Annotated in this window: 18 protein-coding genes and 3 tRNA genes; 20 read left to right on the top strand and 1 reads right to left on the bottom strand. The window is 28.1% G+C overall.

Annotated elements, in window-relative coordinates; all coding sequences use genetic code 11:
* Positions 1-21 precede the first annotated feature (21 nt).
* The 13 genes from GBG18_RS09065 (at position 22) to GBG18_RS09005 (ending at position 10,353) form a co-directional block, all read left to right on the top strand.
* Entirely contained in the window at positions 22-768 is a 747-nt protein-coding gene (locus GBG18_RS09065; protein ID WP_152190378.1) for a hypothetical protein, read from the top strand.
* A 9-nt stretch (positions 769-777) separates the two neighbouring features.
* The gene (locus GBG18_RS09060) at positions 778-1,647 is read left to right on the top strand and encodes a glycosyltransferase (protein WP_152190376.1); all 870 of its coding nucleotides are present in this window, start codon (positions 778-780) and stop codon (positions 1,645-1,647) included.
* A gap of 61 nt (positions 1,648-1,708) precedes the next feature.
* Positions 1,709-1,897 (top strand): 50S ribosomal protein L28, encoded by a 189-nt coding sequence (gene rpmB, locus GBG18_RS09055; protein ID WP_076087535.1) that lies wholly within the window; start codon positions 1,709-1,711, stop codon positions 1,895-1,897.
* Between the two features lie 21 nt (positions 1,898-1,918).
* Entirely contained in the window at positions 1,919-3,040 is a 1,122-nt protein-coding gene (locus GBG18_RS09050; protein WP_152190374.1) for a potassium channel family protein, read from the top strand.
* Between the two features lie 3 nt (positions 3,041-3,043).
* Positions 3,044-4,225, top strand: coding sequence for a bifunctional glutamate N-acetyltransferase/amino-acid acetyltransferase ArgJ (argJ, locus tag GBG18_RS09045; protein ID WP_152190373.1), 1,182 nt, complete (start codon positions 3,044-3,046; stop codon positions 4,223-4,225).
* A gap of 65 nt (positions 4,226-4,290) precedes the next feature.
* Positions 4,291-4,506, top strand: coding sequence for an HP1242/YdcH family protein (locus GBG18_RS09040; RefSeq protein WP_152190371.1), 216 nt, complete (start codon positions 4,291-4,293; stop codon positions 4,504-4,506).
* Positions 4,507-4,646: 140 nt separating this feature from the next.
* Positions 4,647-7,259, top strand: a complete 2,613-nt coding sequence (gene gyrA / locus GBG18_RS09035) for a DNA gyrase subunit A (RefSeq protein WP_152190369.1) — start codon at positions 4,647-4,649, stop codon at positions 7,257-7,259.
* Positions 7,260-7,263: 4 nt separating this feature from the next.
* Positions 7,264-8,301, top strand: a complete 1,038-nt coding sequence (locus GBG18_RS09030; RefSeq protein ID WP_152190368.1) for an aspartate-semialdehyde dehydrogenase — start codon at positions 7,264-7,266, stop codon at positions 8,299-8,301.
* Positions 8,301-8,813: a YqhA family protein gene (locus GBG18_RS09025; RefSeq protein WP_193311106.1), complete on the top strand. Its 513-nt coding sequence runs from the start codon at positions 8,301-8,303 to the stop codon at positions 8,811-8,813. The genes GBG18_RS09030 and GBG18_RS09025 overlap by 1 nt, the downstream gene beginning before the upstream one ends.
* A 31-nt stretch (positions 8,814-8,844) precedes the next feature.
* Positions 8,845-9,882 (top strand): uroporphyrinogen decarboxylase, encoded by a 1,038-nt coding sequence (gene hemE, locus GBG18_RS09020; protein WP_152190366.1) that lies wholly within the window; start codon positions 8,845-8,847, stop codon positions 9,880-9,882.
* Positions 9,883-10,064: 182 nt separating this feature from the next.
* A tRNA-Asn gene (locus GBG18_RS09015) sits at positions 10,065-10,139 on the top strand.
* 34 nt (positions 10,140-10,173) lie between these two features.
* A tRNA-Asn gene (locus tag GBG18_RS09010) sits at positions 10,174-10,248 on the top strand.
* Between the two features lie 30 nt (positions 10,249-10,278).
* A tRNA-Asn gene (locus tag GBG18_RS09005) sits at positions 10,279-10,353 on the top strand.
* A gap of 147 nt (positions 10,354-10,500) precedes the next feature.
* On the opposite strand, the gene GBG18_RS09000 is transcribed toward GBG18_RS09005, so the two are convergent.
* A complete protein-coding gene (locus GBG18_RS09000; protein WP_152190364.1) occupies positions 10,501-11,475 on the bottom strand; it encodes an IS30 family transposase in 975 nt (324 codons plus the stop codon).
* A 177-nt stretch (positions 11,476-11,652) separates the two neighbouring features.
* Here GBG18_RS09000 and nhaA point away from each other — a divergent pair, with 177 nt between their 5' ends.
* The 7 genes from nhaA (at position 11,653) to purE (ending at position 18,364) form a co-directional block, all read left to right on the top strand.
* Positions 11,653-12,987, top strand: coding sequence for a Na+/H+ antiporter NhaA (nhaA, locus tag GBG18_RS08995; RefSeq protein ID WP_152190362.1), 1,335 nt, complete (start codon positions 11,653-11,655; stop codon positions 12,985-12,987).
* A gap of 16 nt (positions 12,988-13,003) precedes the next feature.
* On the top strand, positions 13,004-13,678 hold the full coding sequence (locus GBG18_RS08990; RefSeq protein WP_152190361.1) for a response regulator transcription factor: 675 nt from the start codon (positions 13,004-13,006) through the stop codon (positions 13,676-13,678).
* Positions 13,668-15,041, top strand: a complete 1,374-nt coding sequence (locus tag GBG18_RS08985) for an ATP-binding protein (protein ID WP_152190359.1) — start codon at positions 13,668-13,670, stop codon at positions 15,039-15,041. Before GBG18_RS08990 ends, GBG18_RS08985 begins: the two co-directional genes overlap by 11 nt.
* A gap of 352 nt (positions 15,042-15,393) precedes the next feature.
* Positions 15,394-16,374 carry a sodium-dependent bicarbonate transport family permease gene (locus tag GBG18_RS08980; RefSeq protein WP_152190357.1) on the top strand — a complete coding sequence of 327 codons (981 nt, stop codon included), beginning with the start codon at positions 15,394-15,396 and terminating at the stop codon, positions 16,372-16,374.
* Between the two features lie 3 nt (positions 16,375-16,377).
* Positions 16,378-16,668, top strand: a complete 291-nt coding sequence (locus tag GBG18_RS08975) for a P-II family nitrogen regulator (RefSeq protein ID WP_152190355.1) — start codon at positions 16,378-16,380, stop codon at positions 16,666-16,668.
* Between the two features lie 24 nt (positions 16,669-16,692).
* Positions 16,693-17,847, top strand: coding sequence for a 5-(carboxyamino)imidazole ribonucleotide synthase (locus GBG18_RS08970; RefSeq protein ID WP_152190353.1), 1,155 nt, complete (start codon positions 16,693-16,695; stop codon positions 17,845-17,847).
* Entirely contained in the window at positions 17,840-18,364 is a 525-nt protein-coding gene (gene purE, locus GBG18_RS08965) for a 5-(carboxyamino)imidazole ribonucleotide mutase (protein ID WP_152190352.1), read from the top strand. Before GBG18_RS08970 ends, purE begins: the two co-directional genes overlap by 8 nt.
* Positions 18,365-18,506: the final 142 nt, after the last annotated feature.

Below are 18,506 nucleotides of genomic sequence, written 5' to 3'. Positions count from 1 at the left end.
GAAAAATAAAAGATTTATACAATGTCAATAAACAAACTAAAATCCTCTATACATACAATTTTAATCTATCCATTAATATTTATGTTTTCATATTTATTAAAAGGGAAAAAAGAAGAATATAAAAGTTTCTTTCAAAACTCTTTTAAAAATTCTCAAAATGAAAATATTTTAAGTATAAATATTGATACTTTTGATTTTAAAAATAAAATAAAATATTTTTTTGATAAAGACTCTTTATTGTTTGATAAAACAAAGATAGACTATACTCTTAATTTAGATAAAAGTCCTGAGATAAAAGAGTTTCGTATTTTTGATTTTGCTAAAAAAATAGATATGTTATATTCTGTCTCTATGTTAAGTTCAAGAGTTTCAAATGATAATTTATTATTTGATTTTAACTTAGTAAATAAAAAATTTAATGATGAAAATATCAATAACTTTTTCAAACATCTTTTAATTGCTTATTCTTCAAGAAAAATTGATACTATTTTTCTTTTAAAAGATTCTATAAAAGATAAAAATATATTAAAAGTATATGATACTTTTAATTTACATCTTGAAGATTCAAAATTTATAAAGTTTTCTAATTCAAAAGATTTATATGTAATTACCTGTGAAAAAAAGAATAAAAAGTTTGATATTATTTGGTTAAGTTCAAATAGAGAAATAGAATTAACAGATTTTACAAAAGTTTATGATAAATTTGGAAATTTATTAGAAAAAGATATTAAAATCACAAAAAATCCAATATATGCATTTCACGAATAAAGAGAATAAATGAATAAAATCACAATATCATACAAGTCAAAAACAAACTTAATTAAAGAGCTTGAAAAAGATGAAAGAATAAGTGTTTTAGAAAAGCAATCTTTGTTTAAAAAACTATCTTTTTCTAAAAAAGAGTATGCTGATATTTATTTTCATAGTGGAGTATTGGATGATACTTCAATCTTAAATATTAAAAATGCAAAAAAAACTATTGTAAATTGTAAAAAGCAAAAAAATGATATTCTTGAAAAAATAGATATTTTAGATGAAAAAGTCAAAGTGATATATCCAAGTATAAAATTAAATTATCAAAAACCAAAAAAAATAAAAGAAAAAATATGTAAAGAGTTTGATATTGATTCAACTCCAAAAATTATTTACTTTACTGCAAATAATTTAAAGACATCTGGGGTAAAAGAGTTTTTTGATATTATTGTTTCTTTAAACTCTATGAATAAACAAATAATCATTTCATCTGATAAAAACCAGATAACAAGTCTTAAGTTTTTAATATCAAAATATAACTTTGGAGATGAAGTTTTATTATTAGAAGATTATAAAAATGAAAATGAACTATTTTTAGCTGCTGATATATTTCTTCTTCCTACAAATAATAAAAGTTTTGCTACAAATGTTTTAAAAGCAATGTACTTTAAATGTGCAGTTCTTACGCCTACATCTAACCCTGCTTCTGAATTAATTGATGTATTTGCAACAATGGAAAATCCAAGTGATCCATCTACTTCTTTTAAACTTGATGCTTTATTATCAAGACCTGAAGATTTAAAGCTTATTCAAAAAGCTAATAGAAAAATTGCAAAGAAATATGAATTGTTAAAAAATATGAATAAATTAAACAGAGTACTTGATAATATTTAAATTAGAATTAAGATAAATTAGGTAGAATACGCAAATATTTTTCACTATAGAAGGAACAAAAATGTCAAGAAGATGTGCAATATCAGGAAAAGGACCTATGGTTGGTAACAACGTAAGTCACGCAAAAAACAGAACTAAAAAAAGATTTTTACCAAACTTAAGAACTGTAAGAGTTACTTTAGAAGATGGTACAACTCAGAAAATTAGAATTTCTGCAAAAGAGTTAAGAACTCTTAAAAAACACTCATAGAAGGCTCGTGAAAGTGCTTTCATGAGCATCTTACGAAGAATCAAAAAAGCTCTTGGCTGGGAAATAAGAACAGCCAAGCCTGAATACGACTTAAATGCCGTAATCTACTCACAATTAAGACCATTTAGACTACCCCTTGTTTTAGTTCAAGTTATCATGATGATAGGAACACTTGGCTATATTATTATCGATGATTTCCCTATTTTAGATGCTATTTATCAAACTGGTATTACCTTTACTACTGTAGGTTTTGGAGAAATTAAAGAAATATCATCAGCAGGTAGATTTTTTACAATTACATTAATCATTTTTGGATTTGCTACTTTTACTGTATCAACAGCTATTTTAATTGATGCAATAGTAAAAGGACGATTAATTGATTTGTATAAGGAAAGAAATATGCTTTATAAAATTGCAAGATTAAGAAAACATTTCGTGATTTTTTATCACAACGAATATACAGCTCAATTAGCTAAACAATTTAGAGAGAATCATATTCCTTTTGTTGTAGTAGACCCAAGTGAAAACATTGAACAGATAGCAAAAGAGAATGACTATCCTTATTTTGTAAAAGAAGAACCATATAAAGAGTTGGCTTTTTTAAAGTCACATTTATCTTCAGCAAAAGGTGCAATCTCTTTATCAAAAAATATTTCTGATAATATTACTTTAATTGCATCAGTTAGATTATATGAAAAAGAGTTAGGAAGACAACCTTTCTTAATCATAGCAAATGCTGAAACACAAAATGAAAAAATCAGACTTAAAAAACTAGGAGCTGATAAAGTTGTAGCAACTCCTTCTTTAATGGCAAAGAGAGTTTCAGCAATGGCAATTAGACCAGATATGGAAAATGTTCTTGATGAGTTTTTATATAAAAGAGATACTCCTATTGATATGGAAGAAATTTTTGTAAATGAAGATTCATGGGCTGTGAATAGAGAGATAAAAGATTTACACTTAAGAGACAGATTAAAAGTATCTGTAATAGGTATTACAGAAGAAAAAGGTAGATTTATCCAAATGCCAAAAGGAACGATAGTTATTAGTGCAAAATCTAAACTATTATTAGTAGGTTCTCAAAAAGGTATTGCTAGATCTAAAAGAATTATTAATTTAACTATTAAACCAGAGGATATATAAATAATGTTTACAATTTTACCTATAAAAGGTTATCTTGATCAAATAGATGGTTTTAACTGCGATGGAATTAGTGCAGGTTTAAAACCAAGTGGAGATAAAGATTTAGGTTTTATTTACACTTCAACACCTTGTGATGTTCAAGCTGTTTTTACAGAAAATAAATTTCAAGCAGCGCCCTTAAAACATTTTTTACAATATGAAGAAAATTTTAAAACAAATTTTGTTTTAATAAATTCAAAAAATGCAAATGCAATGACTGGAAAAAAAGGTATTGAAGATATAAATACTATATTTAATTCACTACCTTTTGACTTAATTAATCCAATTATGAGCTCAACTGGAGTTATTGGAAATCCATTACCTATAGAAAAAATTGTTGCTGGGGCAAAGTCTTTTGATTTATCTGCAAGCTCAGGAGAGAATTTATCTAAAGCTATTATGACAACTGATGCATATGCAAAAACTTGTATGTATCAAGTAAACTTAGAAGATGGAAGTTCTTTTAAAATAGGAGCTGTTTCAAAAGGTGCAGGGATGATAAATCCAAATCTTGCAACAATGTTGTGTTTTATTTGTACTGATGCAAATGTTCCCTCAAAAGATATGAAAGAAGCTTTAATTGTAAATAGTGAAACTACATTTAATGCAATTTCAGTTGATGGTGATACTTCAACAAATGATACGGTAATGTTATTAGCAAACAAAAAGTCAAATGCATATGATAAAGAAGCATTTATAGAAGCTTTAAGATTAGTAATGCATGATATGGCTATGTTAATGGTAGCAGATGGTGAGGGTGCTAAAAAAGCAGTTGCTTTTGAAGTTATTAATGCCATATCTACTGAAGAAGCACAAATTGTAGCTAAAGCTTTATCAAACTCTTTACTTGTAAAAACTGCTCTTTTTGGAGAAGATCCAAACTTTGGAAGAATTGCCTCAACAATTGGAGCTAGTAGAATTACATGTGATGAAGAGACTTTAGTGATTTCATATAATGATGTTATTGTTTATAATAAGGGTGAACTGTGTTTTGATGGAATTCAAGAAGCTAAAGCCTCAAAAGTATTAAAAAATGATAAATATAAAGTTATTTGTGACATTGGCTTAGGAGATAGCTCTTTTACTGCTTATGGTTGTGATTTAGGCTACAAGTATGTAGAAATTAATGCTGATTATAGAACTTAATATAAATAATTTTAAGAAGATTAATAGTATAATTAAATAAGAAAATAAACGAATAGGACAGAAAAATGTTTCATGAAGATAGAGAAATAATAACAGAATTAAAACAGAAAGATGCGCACTTTCATAGACTATTTGATCAGCATAATGATTTAGATAATGAAATTACAAAACTAGTTCAATCTCATACAGATGATGTAATAATTGAAACTAAAAAGAAAGAAAAACTAAAGCTTAAAGATGAACTTTATAATATGATTGTAACTTATAAAAAAACGAAGTAGTTTTCTTCTAATTTAAAGGGTCTAAAGTCTTCTTTAGACCCTTTTTTTATGCATTTTTCTATGCATTATCTTTCTTACAACTTATGCTAAGCGCTTTTTAGATAAAATAACTTAATTTTATAAAACAAAGGCCTTTGTTAATGGAAAACCTTTTCGAAAACCAAGATATTATTGATATAAATATTGAAGACTCTGTTAAAGCGTCTTATTTAGATTACTCAATGAGTGTAATAATCGGACGTGCATTACCTGATGCAAGAGATGGATTAAAACCCGTACACAGAAGAATTTTATATGCTATGCATGATTTAAATATAACCTCTAAATCTTCTTATAAGAAATCAGCAAGAATTGTTGGAGATGTTATTGGTAAGTATCACCCTCATGGTGATAACTCTGTTTATGATGCATTAGTTAGATTAGCACAAGACTTCTCAATGAGAGCTCCTTTAATTGACGGTCAAGGGAACTTTGGTTCTGTTGATGGTGATAATGCAGCAGCAATGAGATATACAGAAGCTAGAATGACTAAAGTAGCAGAAGAAGTTATGAAAGATCTTGATAAAGATACAGTAAACTTCACAGCTAACTATGATGATACTATGAAAGAACCATCAGTTATGCCTACTAGACTTCCAACTTTACTTTTAAATGGTTCTGAAGGAATTGCGGTTGGTATGGCTACAAAAATACCACCTCATAACTCAAATGAATTATTAGCAGCTACTTTGCATATGGTTGATAATCCAGAAGCTACTGCTGATGAATTAATGGAATTTATTAAAGGACCTGATTTCCCAACAGGTGGAACAATTTTTGGTAGACGTGGAATTATAGATGCTTATAATACAGGTCGTGGTCGAGTTCGAATTAGAGCAAAACATCATATTGAAACTAAGGGTAAAAAAGAAATAATTATTCTTGATGAATTACCATACCAAGTAAATAAATCTAGACTAATTGAACAAATTGCAAACTTAGCAAAAGATAAGCAAATTGAAGGAATTTCAGAAGTAAGAGATGAATCTGATAGAGATGGAATTAGAGTTGTAATTGAGCTTAAAAAAGATGCAATGAGTGAAATTGTTTTAAACAATCTTTATAAATCAACTCCAATGGAAAATACATTTGGAATTATTCTTTTAGCTGTTCATAATAAAGAGCCAAGAGTATTTACATTACCTGAATTAATAACAGTATTCTTATCACATAGAAAAACTGTAATTATTAGAAGAACTATCTTTGAATTAGAAAAAGCAAAAGCAAGAGCTCATATACTTGAAGGTCTTAAAATTGCACTTGATAATATTGATGAAGTTGTTCAAATTATTAAGTCTTCATCAAATGATGCAGATGCTAGAGAAAAATTACAAAATAGATTCTCTTTATCCCATATTCAATCTCAAGCTATTTTAGATATGAGATTAGGAAGACTTACAGGTCTTCAAAGAGATAAGTTAGAAGCAGAATATCAAGAATTATTAGAATTAATTGATTACCTTGAAGCAATTTTAAAATCTGAAGATAGATTAAATGAAATTATTAAAGAAGAGTTAGTTGAAGTTCAAGATAAATTTGCATCTGAAAGAAGAACAGATATTGAAGATTCTTATGATGAAATTGATATTGAAGATTTAATTCCTAATGAACCAATGGTAGTTACTATTACTCATAATGGTTATGTAAAAAGAGTACCAATTAAATCTTATGAAAAACAAAGACGTGGTGGTAAAGGTAAAACAGCTGTTACTACTCACGATGATGACTTCATTGAAAGATTCTTTGTATCAAATACACATGATACTTTAATGTTTGTAACAAATATGGGTCAATTATACTGGTTAAAAGTATACAAAATCCCTGAAGGTTCAAGAACTGCAAAAGGTAAAGCAGTTGTTAACTTAATCAACTTACGAGATGATGAAAAAATCATGGAAATTATTCCAACAACTGATTTTGATGAGTCTAAATCTTTAGCATTCTTTACTAAGAATGGTATTGTAAAAAGAACATCTTTATCTGAATTTAGTAATATTAGATCAAATGGTGTGAGAGCTATTGTTCTTGATGATGCAGATGAAGTAGTAACTGCAAAAATTACAGATGTTGAGTCACAATTCTTAATGATTTTTACATCTTTAGGTCAATGTATTAGATTTGATATAGAAAAAACAAGAGAGCAAGGTAGAAGTACAAGAGGTGTTAGAGGTATTAAATTTAAACATGATTCTGATTATGTTGTTGATGCTGATGTAATCTCTGATGAAAACCAAGAGTTATTGCCAATTTCTGAAAAAGGTATTGGAAAAAGAACAACAGTTTCTGAATATAGGTTAACAAACAGAGCAGGTTCTGGAGTTATATCAATGAAATTATCAAATAAAACTGGTAATGTTGTTGGAGAAGTTTTAGTTGATGAAACTCAAGACTTAATGGCACTTACTTCTATTGGGAAAATGATTAGAGTTGATATGCAAACAATTAGAAAAGCTGGAAGAAATACTTCTGGAGTTATTATTGTTAATGTTGACAAAGGTGATAAAGTTGTTTCAATTGCTAAGTGTCCAAAAGAGGCAGAAGAGATTGAAGTTGATGAAAATGGAAATGTTATTAGATATACAGAAGATGGTGAAATAATACCAGCAGAAAAAATTGAATTATCAAGTGCTGATCAAGTATCTTCAACTGTTGAAAATACTGAAATTAGCGAACCATCTTTAATGGATGATATAGAAAAAAATGAGGAAGACTAGATAAATGAGAAAATTTAATGTTGCCGTTGTAGGTGCAACTGGTGCAGTAGGTGAAGAACTTTTTAGAGTTATGGAAGCATATGACTTTCCTGTAAATAATATAGTGCCATTAGCAAGTGCTAATAGTGCTGGAAGTAAAATTGAGTATATTGGTAAAGAATATACTGTTTTAGAATTGACTGAAACTGCATTCGAAGAAAATGAAGTTGATATTGCTTTCTTTTCTGCAGGTGGTTCTATTTCTGAAAAATTTGCAAAATATGCTGTTGAAGCTGGGGCTGTTGTAATTGATAATACAAGTCATTTTAGAATGGATCCAAAAGTTCCATTAGTAGTACCAGAAGTTAATCCAGAAGATATTAGACTTTGGAGAGAAACTGGAATTATTGCAAATCCAAACTGTTCAACAATTCAAATGGTTTTATCATTAAAACCTTTAGATGAATTATATGGAATTAAAAGAGTTGATGTTTCAACTTATCAAGCTGTTTCAGGTGCTGGAAAAGCTGGTATGGAAGAGTTAGTTAAACAAATGCAAGCATTTTTTGCATTTAATTTAGATGATGCTAAAAAAGAAGCATTTGCTCACCAAATTGCTTTAAATGTTATTCCTCAAATAGATGTTGCACAAGAGAATGGATTTACTAAAGAAGAAATGAAAATGGTAAATGAAACTCAAAAAATTCTTAAAAAGAATATTCAAGTTGCTGCTACTTGTGTTAGGGTTCCGGTTTTAAGATCTCATAGTGAATCAATTACAGTTACATTTAATGAAGATGTTGAGGTAAGTGTAGGTGAAGTTAGAACTGCATTAGAAGAGTTTGAAAATGTTGAAGTTATTGATGACTTAGAAAATAATGCATACCCTATGCCAATTGTTTCAACTGATACAGATATTACTTATGTTGGAAGAATTAGAAAAGATGTATATGCTCCAAATATAGTTCATTATTTCAATGTAGCAGATCAAGTAAGAGTTGGAGCTGCAACTAATTCAGTTAGAATTGCATTAAAATGGATTGAAATGGAAAATGATATCTAATGATTGAAAAACTTTTTGAAAACCTTATGTGGAAGAGTAGATTATTTATTCTTCTTGCAGTTGTTTTTGGACTTATAGGCTCAGTAATTTTATTTATTGTAGCCTCTGTTGATATTTACGAAGTTTTATCTTATACATTAAACGTATATTTAAATGGATTACATCCAGAAGATTTTCATGAAGTAATAGTAAGTAAAATAATTGGAGCTGTTGATTTATACCTTATTGCAATAGTTATGTTAATTTTTGCATTTGGTATATATGAACTTTTTATATCTAAAATTGAAGTTGCTGAAAATAAAGAGACAGGGAGTAATATCCTTGCTATTTCTTCACTAGACCAATTAAAAGATAAAATAGCAAAAGTAATTATTATGGTACTTGTAGTTGGATTTTTCCAAAGAGTATTACATATGAAATATACAAGTGCTTTAGAGATGTTGTATTTTGCACTATCAATTATGGTACTTGCAATTGGACTTTACTTTTTAGGAAAAGTCGGAAAAAAATAAAAATTTTATAGATTAAAGAAGAAGGATAAAAATGTCAAAAATATTTGTAGATGCATGTTTAAGAAAAGAAACTCCTTATACTCCTGTTTGGATGATGAGACAAGCTGGTAGATATTTACCTGAATATATGAAAGTTCGTGCAGAAGCTGGAAATTTTCTAAACCTTTGTCATAACCCAGAAAAAGCTGCTGAAGTAACTATTCAACCTTTAGATATTGTTGGTGTTGATGCTGCAATTTTATTTAGTGATATTTTAGTTATTCCAAATGAAATGGGAATGCACTTAGATTTTATTAAAGGTGAAGGTCCTATTTTTAAAGATCCAATAGTAAACGAAGCTGATGTGGATGCATTATTAGGTGGAGAGGCTGCTGCTGATAAACTTACATATGTTTATGAAACTATTAAGTTATTAAAGCAACAACTGCCAGAGGATAAAGCACTTATTGGTTTTACAGGTGCTCCTTGGACGCTTGCGACATATATGATTGAAGGACAAGGAACTAAAACATATAATCTTTGTAAAAAGATGATGTATTCTAATCCTGAACTTTTACATAAAATTTTAAGAAAAGTTACTGAAGTTGTAAAATTCTATATGATAAAACAAATTGAAGCGGGTGCTGATGTTGTTCAAATCTTTGATTCTTGGGCAGCTGCTATTGAACCAGGTAAATATGATGAGTTCTCGTGGAAATATATGGTGGAAATTGCTGATTATATCAAATCAAAATATCCTAATATTCCTATAATCATGTTCCCTAAAGGCGTATCTGCATTTATTAATATGGGTGGAGTATATGGAAACTTTGATGTATTTGGGGTTGATTGGGGAACACCTATGTCAATGGCAAAAGCAAAACTTGGTGAAAAGTATGTTCTTCAAGGAAATATGGAACCATGTAGACTTTATTCTAAAGAAGAGACTACTAAATGTGTAGAAAAGATTCAAGAAACTATGCAAGGTGAGGGACATATCTTTAACTTAGGACATGGTATTTTACCAGATGTTCCAGTTGAAAATGCAAAGCACTTTGTAAGTGAATGTCAAAGAGTTTCTAAAAAATAATCAATTTTTAAATAGGAATTTTATTCCTATTTAAAAATCTTAAAAGTAAAAAAATATTCTAAAAACTAGTAAAAATTAGTAAAAAAAACATTCAATTCTAAATTTCTAAAAAAAATCAAAAATTGCTTGACAAACTATACATTTTTTACTATAATTCCACCCCATTAAAGAGGAATCAATATTCCGGCATAGCTCAGTGGTAGAGTAGATGACTGTTAATCATTTGGTCCCTGGTTCGAATCCAGGTGCCGGAGCCATTAACCTTTTTAATGTTTTATAAATTTATTAGATTCCGGCATAGCTCAGTGGTAGAGTAGATGACTGTTAATCATTTGGTCCCTGGTTCGAATCCAGGTGCCGGAGCCATCTTTTTAAATTTAGAAATTATACTTACATTCCGGCATAGCTCAGTGGTAGAGTAGATGACTGTTAATCATTTGGTCCCTGGTTCGAATCCAGGTGCCGGAGCCATAAAAGCTTCTAGATATTTGAACTTAGGTTCTTTTATCTAGAAGCTTTTTTTTTGCCTATAAATAATACCTTAATTCTAAAGTGTCAAGTACTTGTCAAGAAATATACACGCCAATTCAAGAGATAAATGCATAAACTCCAACTAAATTAAGCTGATAATTTCTTAAAAATTGTAGCATAAAAAACTTCTGCAGGAGTTTTAAATCCAAGAACTTTTCTAGGCCGATTGTTTAATCTATCTTGTATAAATCTAATCTTTCCATCTTCAACTTTTGTAAAGTCTGTTTTCTTTGGTAAATACTGACGTATTAAACCATTTGTATGCTCATTTAATCCTCTTTCCCATGAATGATATGGATTCGCAAAGTAAAAGTCTGTATCTAAAGCTTTGGAAATTTCTTCATGATAAGCAAACTCCTTTCCATTATCTGATGTTATTGTATGAGTTAAGGTTTTTATAGGGAGTAACATATCAATAGTAGCTTTAGAAACGATGTTGGCATGTTTACTTTGTACTTTTTTTATAAGTGCAAACTTTGATTTTCTATCAACAATAGTAACTAATGCACCTTTATGATTTTTTCCAATTACTGTATCAATTTCCCAGTCTCCAACTCTTGCTTTTCTTTCAACAATTTTTGGTCTTTTATCTATAGAAATTCTATTCTTGATAATACCTCTAGTATTATAATCGCTGCTTCTTTTGTGATACTTTTTATTTTTATGTCTTAGCCTAAAATATAATCTTCCTCCACAACTTTTGTTATGGTAAATGTATCGATATATAGTTTCATAAGATACTGCATATGAAAGCTTTTGTTTTTTCATAACACCTGATATCTGTTCTGGAGACCAATCTAATTTTAATTTCTCTTGAATATAAATTTTAGCTTTTTTGGTGAGTTTTACAAACTTGTTTTTCTTATTGTGTCTAGTAAAAGTTAACTGTTCAGCAACTTCAGCTTGATATTTATTATGTTTACTATTTCTACTGATCTCTCTACTTATTGTTGATTGAGATTTATCTAATAATTTTGCTATGTCATTTTGGGTGTATCCAACTTTAATATAAGCAGATATTTGATATCGTTCTTTTAGGGTTAACTGTGTGAATTTTTTCATAAATATTTTCCTATTTTGTGGTGAAAAAGGATATCTAATATTTAGTTAACCCTTCTTAACACCTTACTTCTAGAATTTATGCATTTATGATTTGAATTGGGGACACTTAATATCTTTACTGAAATAATACGCCCATTCAACTTAGAAGTTTAACTAAAACGAATTATTAGGAGTATTATGAAAATATATGCACCATGGGAAAAAGCATTTCGTAGAATTGCTACCCCTTTTGAACACTTTATACATGCACAAACTACAACTGGACTTATACTAGTATTTATGACAATTTTAGCACTTATTTTAGCAAATTCTACATTATCTGAAAGCTATTTACATTTTTTTCATGTTAATATAGATTTCAATGTTGGTTCTTGGGCTCTATCTCACTCTTTACACCATTGGATAAATGATGGTCTTATGGCAATCTTTTTCTTTCTTATTGGTCTTGAAATTAAAAGAGAAATAACAGCTGGTGAATTATCAAACTTAAAAGTTGCAATGTTACCTATTCTTGCAGCTATTGGAGGAATGGTATTTCCTGCAGTAATTTATTTATATTTTAATACAGGTGCCCAAGGTGCAAATGGATGGGGAATTCCAATGGCTACTGATATTGCTTTTGCTATTAGTGCACTTGTTCTTTTAGGAAAAAGAGTTCCAACTGCACTTGTGACATTTTTAGTAGCACTTGCAATTGTTGATGATTTAGGAGCTGTTTTAGTAATTGCACTTTTTTATACAGAAACTATAAATATGCTACCACTTGGATTAGCTGGAGCTATGTTTTTTATAATGATAGTATTAAATAGATTTGGAATTCATGCTATTCTGCCTTATTTTGTAGTTGGTTTATTTATGTGGTTTTTCATGCTTGAGTCTGGAGTTCACGCAACAATTGCAGGTGTTTTAGCTGCACTTACAATTCCATCAAAACCTAAAAGAGCTCCAGCTTCTTTTTCAAAAGATACAAAAAACTTGATTGAAGAGTATGAAAAATATCCTATTCAAGAAAATCATATGATAGATGAAAATCAAAAAGCGATACTTTTAAATATAAAAGATAAAATAGATGAAATTGGAACACCTGCTGCAAGGTTAGAACATAGTCTACATTTACCTGTTGCACTTATTATTATTCCACTTTTTGCTTTAGCAAATGCAGGTATTGCAATTGATTTTAGTTCTATTGGTTCTACTGTTCTACAGCCTGTTTCTATAGGAATTATCGCAGGTCTTGTATTAGGAAAAGTAATTGGAATATTTGGTATATCTTGGCTTGCAATTAAGTTAAAAATAGCACAACTTCCAAGTGGAAGTACAATGAGCCAAATATTTGGTGTTTCCTTTTTAGGTGGTATTGGATTTACTATGTCTATTTTTGTTGCAGACTTGGCTTTTATAAACTCACCTGAACTTATTTTTCAAGCAAAAGTTGGAATATTATGTGCTTCCTTATTTGCTGGATTATTTGGCTTTTTTTGGTTAAAATACATAGCAAAGAAGGTATCATAATAAAAAAGGCAAAAGAATGAAAAAAGTATTACTTATTGAAGATGACTTAGTTTTACAAAACTTGATAAATGAGTATTTACAAGAGTATAATTACTCTTGTAGTGCTTTTTCAAATCCAATGGATGCCTTAGAGTTATTCCAAAAAAATCCAGATGATTTTACAATAGTAATACTTGATTTAGGACTTCCCAATATGGATGGTTTTGATCTATTTAAGAAATTAAAAAAGATAAAAAATATACCAATAATTATTTCAACTGCAAGAGATGATATAGGTAATAAAATCTATGGTTATGAACTAGGAACTGATGATTATCTTTCAAAACCTTATGAACCAAGAGAACTTGTTTTAAGAATTGAAGCTACATTAAAAAGATATAACAAAGCAGATTCTCTTAAAATACATGATTTAAGTATTGATATAAATAGTTCAAGAGTTTTTTTAAGTGGTCTTGAAATAGAGTTTACTAAAATTGAAAAAGAGATATTTTTACTTTTTATTAATAATTTAAATAACATTATTTCAAGAGAAGATATAGTAAAAAAAACTTCACTTAATGAAGATACAAAAAATAGAACTGTAGATATGCATATAAGTAATATTAGATATAAAATTGATGATAATTCAAAAGAGCCTAAATATATTAAGTCTATTTGGGGTATTGGGTATAAGTTTTTTTATGACAATTAGAAAACGACTATTTATATCTTTCTCTTTAATCTTATTAATTGTTACTTTTATTATTGGAGTGTTTTTTTATACAATTTATAATCTAAATAGTATTAACTACCAGCAAAATCATAGATATGACCAACTAATAAAGGTAGAAAAACTAAAAGAGTATAGTAATTCTTACTCTTGGGTAGTCCTTGATATAATTACTGATTTTGATAAAATACAAATAGTTGATAAAAGAATAAATAAAGCAAGTGATCTTTCTATAAGTTTAAGTAATCTTAAAACTATAGTTATAAATAACTCTGAGTCAATAGAAGAAAAAAAGAATCTAGTTTTGATTTTTGCTAATTTTGATACAATGTTGAATCTAATAAAAAATGAGCTTTATCCTTTAGTAATTAATCAAAATAATGACTTTAATAAGTTTAATAAAAAGTTTGAAGAGCTAAATATAGATACTCAAAAATTACTTGAAAAAGAGATAAAATACTTACAAGATAAACTAAATCAAACACAAAATAAAAGAGAAAATTTTCTAGATACTATAAAACTTGAATTAGTGATTTTATTTATTATCTTATTTTTATTTAGTTTTATTATTTCATCAAAAATAATAAATGAAATAAAAAATAAGCTTGATAAACTTAATCAAGGTGTTTTACAACTTTTTAAAAACAGCGAAAAAACTATAAAAGTTGATATTGGTGAAAATAATGAACTTAGTGTGATAACAGAAAATTTAAACTCTTATTTAGAAAAACAAGCTGATATTATATATTCAAGAGAAGAATTATTAAGAAATATAAGTCATGAATTAAAAACCCCAATTGCCAAAGGGAAGTTTATAATTGAAAAATTAGAAAATAAAGATAATAAAATATTAAAAGATATAAATACAATTTTTTATGATATAGAAAAGCTTACAAGTAAGCTATTACAAAGAGAAAAACTAAATTTTGCAGTTTTAAAAATAACTAAGTTTAAAGCAAGTAGTCTAATACTTGAATCCTTATCAAAACTTTCTATTGTAGATGAGTCAAAGGTAATAGTAGATATTGAAAATGATTTTGATATTAATGGAGATTTTTATTACTTAACAATTTCACTTAAAAATTTAATTGATAATGCAATGAAATACGCAATAGAGTTTCCAATTAGGATAAATAGTAGTAAAAATGAAATTTATATTGAAAATATTTCAAATAAACTTTCTAATGATTTAATATATTATATCCAACCTTTTACAAGAGAGCCTAACCAAGTTCAAGGACATGGTTTAGGCTTAAATATTGTAAATAAAATATTAAGCCTTCATGGATTTGAGCTAAAACACAAATACAAAGATTCACATAATATCTTTAGTATATATTTTTAATTTTAACCAGATATACTAGTACTTAAAACACCTAATCCTATAAAAAATACAAAATTTATTATTATTAAATTTCTTAAGAAGTCCATTGTTTTTCCTTTTTTATTTTATATAATATAATTTTAGAATATATTTGCAAAGTTAAAAAGGGTAGTTTTCTTGACATATACTTGACATATTTTTACTTTATAATAAAGTAAAAAAAACTTCATAAAATAAAAGCTAAATAGTCTTGTAAAGTACTATGTTATAGGTCTTATATCTTATTAAATTTATTATAACTATTAATTAGATAAAATCTTTTAATTTATAAAACAATATAGATTAATTACATTATTTAAAGGACTTAATAAGAATGAATATTGATATAATTTTACAAAATATTCTAAATCCCCCAATTTTATTCTTTTTTTTAGGAATGCTTGCTGTTTTTCTAAAATCAGATTTATCAATACCACAACCCCTACCAAAACTATTTTCATTATATTTATTAATTGCAATAGGACTACATGGAGGATATGAACTATCTAAAAGTGGTTTAGACATAAATGTCTTAAAAGCTTTATTATTAGCCATTTTCATGGCAACGCTTGTGCCAATTTATAGTTACTTTATTTTAAAAAGAAAACTTGATACTTATAATGCAATTGCAGTTGCAGCAACTTATGGTTCTATTTCTGCAGTTACTTTTATTACAGGAATTACATATTTACAAACAATGGGTGTAGAATATGGTGGTTATATGGTTGCAGCCATGACGCTTATGGAATCTCCTGCTATTGTAATTGGTTTAGTTTTTGCTGCTGTATTTGCAAAAGACAAAAATAGTGACAAAGAGAATAAAACTGATTGGAAAGAGATTTTAAGAGAAGCATTTTTAAATCCTTCAGTATATTTATTAATCGGTGCTTTAGTTATTGGTATTTTAACAGGTGAAAAAGGTTGGACTTCAATGGAGCCACTTTTTGGAACTTTATTTAAAGGTTTCCTAGCTTTCTTCCTTTTAGATATGGGACTAGTAGCAGCTAGAAAAATATATGAACTTAGAAAAGTTGGTTTCTTTTTAATTGCATTTGCTTTAGTAATGCCTATTATAAATGCTTCAGTTGCACTTACATTAGCTTACTTTTTCCAGCTTTCAAAAGGTGATGCATTTCTTTTAGCACTTTTAAGTGGTAGTGCTTCATATATAGCAGTTCCAGCAGCAATGAGACTTTCAGTTCCTCAAGCAAATCCTGGAATATATTTACCATTAAGTTTAGCTATTACTTTCCCTTTTAATATTTCATTGGGAATACCATTATATTACTTTTTTATAAATACATTGTGGGGGTAGAATATGACAAAAATGAAAAAAGTTGAAATAATAATTGAATCAGTTTATATAAATAGATTATTAAAACTTTTAAAAGGGCACGGGATTACTGGATATACAATCATTAAAGATATAGCTGGTTGTGGTGGTCATGGTTTAAAAACAGCAGATGATGTAACTGATGTTTTTACTAACAATTATATATTTACTGTTTGTGAAGAAGAAAAATATCTAATTATGCAAGAAGATATTAGAAGCTTTATTAAAAAATATGGTGGTAAATGTATTGTAAGTGACGTTATGTTACTTATGTAATAAATTTTTAATGGATAATAATTAATGAATAAAGATTTTAACTATTCTAATTTAAAATTAGGAATAATAGGTGGCGGACAATTGGGCAAGATTATGTCTCAAAAAGCTAAAAAAATGGGCTTTCATGTTACAGTTTTAGACCCAACATTTAACTGCCCTGCAGCTCAAGTTTCAGATAAACATATAATTGGTGGATTCTATGACAAAGATAAACTTGAACAATTAGTACAAGAGACACATGTAACAACATTTGAATTAGAGCATGTTGATACTTCAATTCTAAAAGAATTATATGACCATGGACATAAGATTTATCCATCTCCTTATGTAATGGAATTAATTCAAAATAAATATGAACAAAAGAAACTTTTAGATGAAAAAGGTATTCCCGTTCCAAAATATAAAAATGTTAATAGCAAGGAAGATTTAAAAGCCTTTGGTTTTCCTGTAATTCAAAAAGCTAAAATGGGTGGGTACGATGGACAAGGTGTTCAGATGCTTAAATCTGAATCAGATATTAATATTGCTATTAAAGCTGAGTCTTTTATTGAAGAACTTGTTGATATAAATAAAGAATTAGCAGTTATAGTTGCAAGAAGTATTGAAGGTGAAATTAGATGTTATCCTGTAGTAGAAATGCTTTTTGATGAAAGAGTAAATATCTGTGATAGTGTGATGGCACCTGCAAGAATTTCAAAAGATATCGAAGAGAAATCTATTGAAATATGTATTAAGTCAATTGAAGCTTTAGATGGAGTTGGTATTTTTGGAGTTGAACTGTTTTTAACAAAAAGTGGAGAACTACTAGTAAATGAAATAGCTCCAAGACCACATAATTCAGGACATTATACTGTTGAATCATGTGCAACATCTCAGTTTGAACAAATTATAAGGGCAGTTACAAATCTTCCTTTAGGTTCTACAAAATTAATTTCACCTTCTGTTATGGTTAATTTACTTGGTGAAGAGGGATATGAAGGTGAGCCATTTATTGAAGGAATTCATGATGCTTTAGAGATTCCTGAATTATCTTTTCATTTCTATGGAAAAAGTTTTACAAAACCCTTTAGAAAAATGGGACATATAACGGTATTAGATGATGATATTGATGTAGCATTAGAAAAAGCAATGAAAGCAAAAGATATTTTAAAAATTAAAGGGAGTAAGAAATATGAGTAAAGCATTAGTTGGAATTATTATGGGAAGTGATTCAGACTTACCAGTTATGAGTGCAGCAGCACAAATGTGTGAAGAGTTCGGAGTTGAGTATGAAGTAAGTGTTGTATCAGCTCACAGAACACCAGATAGATTAGTTGAATATTCTAAAAATGCTGAAAAAAGAGGCTTAAGAGTTATCATCGCAGGTGCAGGAGGTGCAGCGCATTTGCCAGGAATGGTTGCAGCATTAACTGCTTTACCAGTTATTGGTGTTCCAGTTAGAGGCTCTAATTTAGAGGGAATGGATTCATTATTATCAATTGTTCAAATGCCAGGTGGAGTTCCTGTTGCAACTGTTGCAATTAATGGTGCAAAAAATGCAGGAATATTAGCTACTCAAATACTTGGAGTTAAAGATTCAAGTTTAAGAAAGAAAATTCTAGCATATAAAAACAGTATGAAAGAAGAAGTAGAAACTAAGGTAAAAAAATTAGATAAACTTGAATATAAAAAATATTTAAAACAAATGGCAAAATAATTAGAATAAAGTGAATTAAGTTTTTTAAGTAAAAGAACTTAATCTCTTTATTGAATATACTTACTAGCTCTTATAAACTAACAAAAAACTACTACAAAAAAACTGCAATATTTTATAAAATTGTCTATATATAGAAAATAAA

Source organism: Poseidonibacter ostreae (assembly GCF_009208075.1).
Lineage (GTDB): Bacteria > Campylobacterota > Campylobacteria > Campylobacterales > Arcobacteraceae > Poseidonibacter > Poseidonibacter ostreae.
Note: the sequence above shows the minus strand (reverse complement) of the source record. Positions and strands in the feature narration are given on the sequence as shown.

Excerpts from the sequence above, each read along its gene's own strand:
- GBG18_RS09050 (WP_152190374.1), top strand. The coding sequence starts at position 1,919 with ATGAGCATCTTACGAAGAATCAAAAAAGCTCTTGGCTGGGAAATAAGA.
- GBG18_RS09060 (WP_152190376.1), top strand. The coding sequence starts at position 778 with ATGAATAAAATCACAATATCATACAAGTCAAAAACAAACTTAATTAAA.
- GBG18_RS09000 (WP_152190364.1), bottom strand. The coding sequence starts at position 11,475 with ATGAAAAAATTCACACAGTTAACCCTAAAAGAACGATATCAAATATCT.
- GBG18_RS08985 (WP_152190359.1), top strand. The coding sequence starts at position 13,668 with ATGACAATTAGAAAACGACTATTTATATCTTTCTCTTTAATCTTATTA.
- GBG18_RS09065 (WP_152190378.1), top strand. The coding sequence starts at position 22 with ATGTCAATAAACAAACTAAAATCCTCTATACATACAATTTTAATCTAT.
- argJ (WP_152190373.1), top strand. The coding sequence starts at position 3,044 with ATGTTTACAATTTTACCTATAAAAGGTTATCTTGATCAAATAGATGGT.
- GBG18_RS09030 (WP_152190368.1), top strand. The coding sequence starts at position 7,264 with ATGAGAAAATTTAATGTTGCCGTTGTAGGTGCAACTGGTGCAGTAGGT.
- nhaA (WP_152190362.1), top strand. The coding sequence starts at position 11,653 with ATGAAAATATATGCACCATGGGAAAAAGCATTTCGTAGAATTGCTACC.
- GBG18_RS09025 (WP_193311106.1), top strand. The coding sequence starts at position 8,301 with ATGATTGAAAAACTTTTTGAAAACCTTATGTGGAAGAGTAGATTATTT.
- gyrA (WP_152190369.1), top strand. The coding sequence starts at position 4,647 with ATGGAAAACCTTTTCGAAAACCAAGATATTATTGATATAAATATTGAA.
- hemE (WP_152190366.1), top strand. The coding sequence starts at position 8,845 with ATGTCAAAAATATTTGTAGATGCATGTTTAAGAAAAGAAACTCCTTAT.
- GBG18_RS08970 (WP_152190353.1), top strand. The coding sequence starts at position 16,693 with ATGAATAAAGATTTTAACTATTCTAATTTAAAATTAGGAATAATAGGT.
- purE (WP_152190352.1), top strand. The coding sequence starts at position 17,840 with ATGAGTAAAGCATTAGTTGGAATTATTATGGGAAGTGATTCAGACTTA.
- rpmB (WP_076087535.1), top strand. The coding sequence starts at position 1,709 with ATGTCAAGAAGATGTGCAATATCAGGAAAAGGACCTATGGTTGGTAAC.
- GBG18_RS08990 (WP_152190361.1), top strand. The coding sequence starts at position 13,004 with ATGAAAAAAGTATTACTTATTGAAGATGACTTAGTTTTACAAAACTTG.
- GBG18_RS08975 (WP_152190355.1), top strand. The coding sequence starts at position 16,378 with ATGACAAAAATGAAAAAAGTTGAAATAATAATTGAATCAGTTTATATA.
- GBG18_RS08980 (WP_152190357.1), top strand. The coding sequence starts at position 15,394 with ATGAATATTGATATAATTTTACAAAATATTCTAAATCCCCCAATTTTA.
- GBG18_RS09040 (WP_152190371.1), top strand. The coding sequence starts at position 4,291 with ATGTTTCATGAAGATAGAGAAATAATAACAGAATTAAAACAGAAAGAT.